This is a genomic window from Streptomyces sp. NPDC059900 (assembly GCF_050270335.1).
GTDB lineage: Bacteria > Actinomycetota > Actinomycetes > Streptomycetales > Streptomycetaceae > Streptomyces.
In genome coordinates this window covers 1-4,222 of record NZ_JBNNJZ010000652.1, presented here as the reverse complement: position 1 = coordinate 4,222, position 4,222 = coordinate 1, and the positions used below count along the sequence as shown (strand labels likewise).

At 69.3% G+C, this 4,222-nt stretch carries 5 protein-coding genes and 1 pseudogene; 4 read left to right on the top strand and 2 right to left on the bottom strand.

Features of this window, described 5'->3' with window-relative positions; genetic code table 11:
• Positions 1 to 20 precede the first annotated feature (20 nt).
• Positions 21 to 395 carry an iron chaperone gene (locus tag ACQKIP_RS41260; protein ID WP_365863585.1) on the bottom strand — a complete coding sequence of 125 codons (375 nt, stop codon included), beginning with the start codon at positions 393 to 395 and terminating at the stop codon, positions 21 to 23.
• Positions 396 to 616: 221 nt separating this feature from the next.
• On the opposite strand from ACQKIP_RS41260, the gene ACQKIP_RS41255 reads away from it, so the two are divergent.
• Positions 617 to 1,912, top strand: coding sequence for a DUF6348 family protein (locus tag ACQKIP_RS41255; protein WP_365863587.1), 1,296 nt, complete (start codon positions 617 to 619; stop codon positions 1,910 to 1,912).
• Between the two features lie 142 nt (positions 1,913 to 2,054).
• Complete coding sequence (locus ACQKIP_RS41250) at positions 2,055 to 2,459, top strand: hypothetical protein (RefSeq protein ID WP_365863589.1); 405 nt, start codon at positions 2,055 to 2,057, stop codon at positions 2,457 to 2,459.
• Between the two features lie 314 nt (positions 2,460 to 2,773).
• Here ACQKIP_RS41250 and arsM read toward each other — a convergent pair whose 3' ends face one another.
• Entirely contained in the window at positions 2,774 to 3,592 is an 819-nt protein-coding gene (arsM, locus tag ACQKIP_RS41245) for an arsenite methyltransferase (protein WP_365863591.1), read from the bottom strand.
• A gap of 96 nt (positions 3,593 to 3,688) precedes the next feature.
• On the opposite strand from arsM, the gene ACQKIP_RS41240 reads away from it, so the two are divergent.
• Positions 3,689 to 4,075 carry an ArsR/SmtB family transcription factor gene (locus ACQKIP_RS41240; protein WP_365863593.1) on the top strand — a complete coding sequence of 129 codons (387 nt, stop codon included), beginning with the start codon at positions 3,689 to 3,691 and terminating at the stop codon, positions 4,073 to 4,075.
• Positions 4,072 to 4,222: pseudogene (locus ACQKIP_RS41235) on the top strand (ACR3 family arsenite efflux transporter); the annotation flags it as partial. The gene ACQKIP_RS41240 and the pseudogene ACQKIP_RS41235, both read left to right, overlap by 4 nt.

Here is a 4,222-nt window from a genome sequence, read left to right as displayed (position 1 = left end):
CGTCATGTGCGGCGGTGCACTTACATCCACAGCACGCCGTCGTCCTCGTGTTCGCGGACGCGGTAGGCGATCATCCGGCGGAGGAGGTCTTCCGGCACCAGGCTGCCGTAGGGGAGCTTGACCGTGCCCTTGCCTGTTTCCAGTCCGCTGAGTTCGGCGTCGAAGGCTTCGCGGGTGCTGGGGGTGAACGCGAAATTCGTGTGCTTCGCATGGCCGCTGATCACGAACAGGATCGTGCCCGACGACGAGTGCAACCAGGCGGGATGGCCCCACTTGATGGCCTCGTGCGCATCCGGCACGGCCTCACGCACCAGCGCATGCAGCTGCTCGAGCAGCTCGCGGGCCGGGCCGGGAAACTCTTCGATGTACGCGTCGATCGTCTGGGGCTTGGTCACACCAGCAGTCTGGCAGGCACTGCGTTCCATCCGGCCCTTGCTGGGCGAGATGACACGCCGAGGGGCTGACCCGGCCTGCCACCGCGGTCGCCGCCCGGCGCGCCACATCAGCCAGAGGCCAAGGTCCGCTCGGCGGAGCACTGAGAGGGCCGGTCCAGGCTGCACGCCTGAGGCTCCGCGCCGAGCACTGTCCGGCCTGCCGGACTCAGTACCATCCACGGATGTCCTGGATACGGAGTCGTAGGCGCGCACAGGAGCCGGCCGCGAAGCGGCTGCCCGACCTGGAGTTCCTCTCCCTGGTGAGGGCCGGGCTCGAGGCGCTCGCCCCCGGCGTGACGCAGGGCGCCGAGCTCAAGGGCAACTCCCTGATCAGCCCGCAGGGGTGGGCGGTGGCCGTAGCCCCGCCGCACCACGGGGGCGGCGTGCACTACGACCTCGTCGCACTGCCGGACGTCGCTCTCCAGCCGGATGTGCCGTGCTTCGTGGACTGCGTCGAGTCGGTGTCCGCGAATCCGCAGGACGCGGCGGACACCTGGGTACAGACGGCGGGCGCCTGCCTGCTGGAACTCCTGGACCGGCGTGCACACTTCGCGGACCGCGCGGGTCCCGACGACGAGCGCGGCGTACCCGGCTGGCACCTGATCATCTCGGGTGCGGTCGCTGTGGGACATGACGCCGGCGAGAACCGGCGGCTGCAGGACGCACTGCTGAGCACCAATGTGCTGCACCGGATCGCGGAGTGGTTCACCGCGGATCTGGAATCGCCCTTCTTCAACGGAGTCAAGGTCTTCTACGGCGGCCACCCCGGCGCGATGCAGGCCGAGGTCCGCGTCAACGGTGAGCGGCACGAGGCCGCCTCGGCGGCGATGGCGGCGCTCGGGCTGCCGGAGCCCGCGGCGTTCACGGCCGTGCGCTTCTACGCGCTGCTGCTTCCGGTGCCGAGCGGGGGCGGCGAGCCGGTCCACCCGACGGGCCCCCTCGAACTTGATTCTGCCTCCGCACCGGCCTGTGCCCACTGCCACGGCGAGAGCGGCGGCCTCGACCCGGAGCATCCCTGCTTCGATCTGGCCTTGCCCCACCTGATCGCCGAGCTCCCGGAGGAGGAGCGCAGGCGCCGGGTGAAGCACGACACGGGCGCGATCATGACCGCGGAGGGCGTCGGCAACTTCCTCAAGGTCCGCCTGCCGATCCGCCTGGACGACGGACGCACGGTGACTTACCTCGCCTGGGCCTACCTACGGGCCTCCGTGATCGACGACTTCGTGCAACGGGTGCACAGCAACCAACTGGCCGACCACCGCTTCGAGGGCCTGCTCTGCAATGCCATCGGCCCCTGGGGCGAAGGGCTCCTGCGGGCCCCCATCGTCCTGGGCGGCCAACGCATCAACGAGGACGGTTCGGTCCGTAGCAGCACAGTGCTGGAATCAAGCGATCCGCTGCTCGGCCGGGTACTGAGCGAAACCTGGCCCGCCGCCGCCATCCTCGGGAACCACTTCCCCCGACCGTCCTCAAACTGAGGCCCGGCAGGAGCAGCAGCCGGGCTCGGTGACCACCAGTGCTTACCGCGGGCCGCACTGCCTTCCGGGAGCCGGTCGGCGGGCAGCTTCCTGCTGAGGGTGAAGCCGCGGCATGGCTTCGCAAGAGCCATACAGTGTTGGCATGTTCGAGACGATCCGTTGGCGCTGTTACGCGCATGTGGGCGACCGCCGTGCTGCCGAGCGGGTGGTCGACCGCATCGGAGAGCTGTTGTCGCACTCCATCGAGATCGCAAGCTACGAGCGGTACTGGAAGTTCCCGGAACTGGCCGAGCTGCGGTTCGTCTCTCCCTTGTGCTGCAGCACCCCGGAGGACGCACTCCTGGCCACCCTTCAGGGGGCGTGGAAGGTCGCGACGCCCTGGAGCCTCAGCGGCGCGGGGCCAGGGGTGCGTCATGAGTTCGAGGGCATCGCGTCTTCCAACGTCGGAGCCAGTTTCAGTGTCGCCGGCATCGAGTGGTTGGAGTTCACTGTCACTGATCGCCCAGAGGGTGCTCTGCGGACGGAGCGGGCTGACATCCACGAGTGACAGCAACAGCGTCGGACGCAGGCACCCGTGCACGACCCGTCGCAGCCACTCGACCGCACGATGACGCCGCCCGGCTGTGTTCGGGCCGAACTCCTGACGCGGATGTCAGCGACTCGGCGCCTCTCTCCTGCGGCTTGGTCGTACCACCTCGACGGCAGCAGAGGTCACTGGATGGCCGAGAGCGCGGGCAAGGGTGCCTTCGATGCCGGCCACCGGGCCCGCACCGCAAACAGAGCCCGAGCGGCGAGCCACGGCGATCCGGGTCGCGGCGCCGCGCGTGCCGTGACCCGGATGCTCCGCAGCCGGACGCCGCATCAGCTGCAGCAGCCGGAGCCGTCCTGCGCCAGCTGCCGTGCCGCACCGGATCCAATGCTGATGGGCGCGGTGGTGGGCTTGATGGCTCGGACGATGGCGGAGTGCATGCCATCGGCGACCTCGTGGGTCGCGTTGAGCTCGATGTCCGTGAATCCGGCCGCCAACAGGCCCTCGCGGTATTCGGCGAAGGACAGGGCGCCGGCGATGCAGCCGACGTAGTCGCCGCGTTCGGCCCGCTGGGCCGGGGTGAGGGTGTCGTCGGCGACCACGTCCGAGATCCCGATCCGTCCGCCCGGCGCCAGGACACGGAACATCTCGGCGAAGACCGCGGGCTTGTCGGTGGACAGGTTGATGACGCAGTTGGAGATGACGACGTCGATGGTGTTCGCGGGCAGCGGGATGGCCTCGATGGTTCCCTTGAGGAACTCGACGTTGGTGGCGCCGGCCTTCTTCTGGTTGGCCAGCGCGAGGGCAAGCATCTCCTCGGTCATGTCCAGGCCGTATGCCTTGCCGGTCGCGCCGACCCGGCGGGCGGAGAGCAGGACGTCGATACCGCCGCCCGATCCGAGGTCGAGGACCCGCTCGCCCTCGTGGAGGCCGGCGACGGCGGTGGGGTTGCCGCAGCCGAGGGAGGCAGCGACGGCCTCGGCGGGAAGGGCCTCGCGCTCGTCGGCTGCGTACAGGGGGGAACCGAAGTTGTCGTCGATCTCGATGGCCTGCGGGCCGCAACAGGCCGTGCCGCCCTCGGTGACCTGCACGGCGGCAGCGGCGTAGCGCTCGCGGACGGTCTCGCGCAGGTCAGTGGACTGATCGCTCATGGAGTGCCTCCTGGACGGATGAGGTCGGGGACGGGCTGTTTCGATGCTTCTCGATGCAAGCTTGCGTCTTGGATTGAAGTTCGTCAACATAGAGGCATGTCGAAACAAGAGCTGGTGGTGCTCGGCCAGGACGGCGCCGACGGGTGCTGCCCGGGGCTGCTGACCATGCCATTGGGCGAGGATCAGGCCGTTGAGCTGGCCAAGGTGTTCAAGGCGCTCGGCGACCCGGTACGTCTGCGGCTGCTGTCGATGATCGCCTCGCGTGAGGGCGGGGAGATCTGTGTCTGCGACCTGACGCCGGCGTTCGACCTGTCCCAGCCGACGATCTCCCACCACCTGAAGCTGCTGCGGCAGGCGGGTCTGATCGACTGCGAGCGACGCGGTACCTGGGTCTACTACTGGCTGCTGCCGGAGATGACCGACAAGCTTGCCGGGATCCTCACTCGCCCCGGACAGCCCGCTGCCGCGGAGGCGTCCTCGTGAGCGAGCCCACCACCGCGCCGGTGGCAGGGCAACTGTCGTTCGTGGACCGCTTCCTGGCGGTGTGGATCCTCGTCGCGATGGCGGCCGGCCTCGGCCTGGGCCGCCTCGTGCCCGGCCTCGGCGACGCGCTGGCGAAGGTCACCGTCT

Excerpts from the sequence above, each read along its gene's own strand:
- ACQKIP_RS41255 (WP_365863587.1), top strand. The coding sequence starts at position 617 with ATGTCCTGGATACGGAGTCGTAGGCGCGCACAGGAGCCGGCCGCGAAG.
- ACQKIP_RS41250 (WP_365863589.1), top strand. The coding sequence starts at position 2,055 with ATGTTCGAGACGATCCGTTGGCGCTGTTACGCGCATGTGGGCGACCGC.
- arsM (WP_365863591.1), bottom strand. The coding sequence starts at position 3,592 with ATGAGCGATCAGTCCACTGACCTGCGCGAGACCGTCCGCGAGCGCTAC.
- ACQKIP_RS41240 (WP_365863593.1), top strand. The coding sequence starts at position 3,689 with ATGTCGAAACAAGAGCTGGTGGTGCTCGGCCAGGACGGCGCCGACGGG.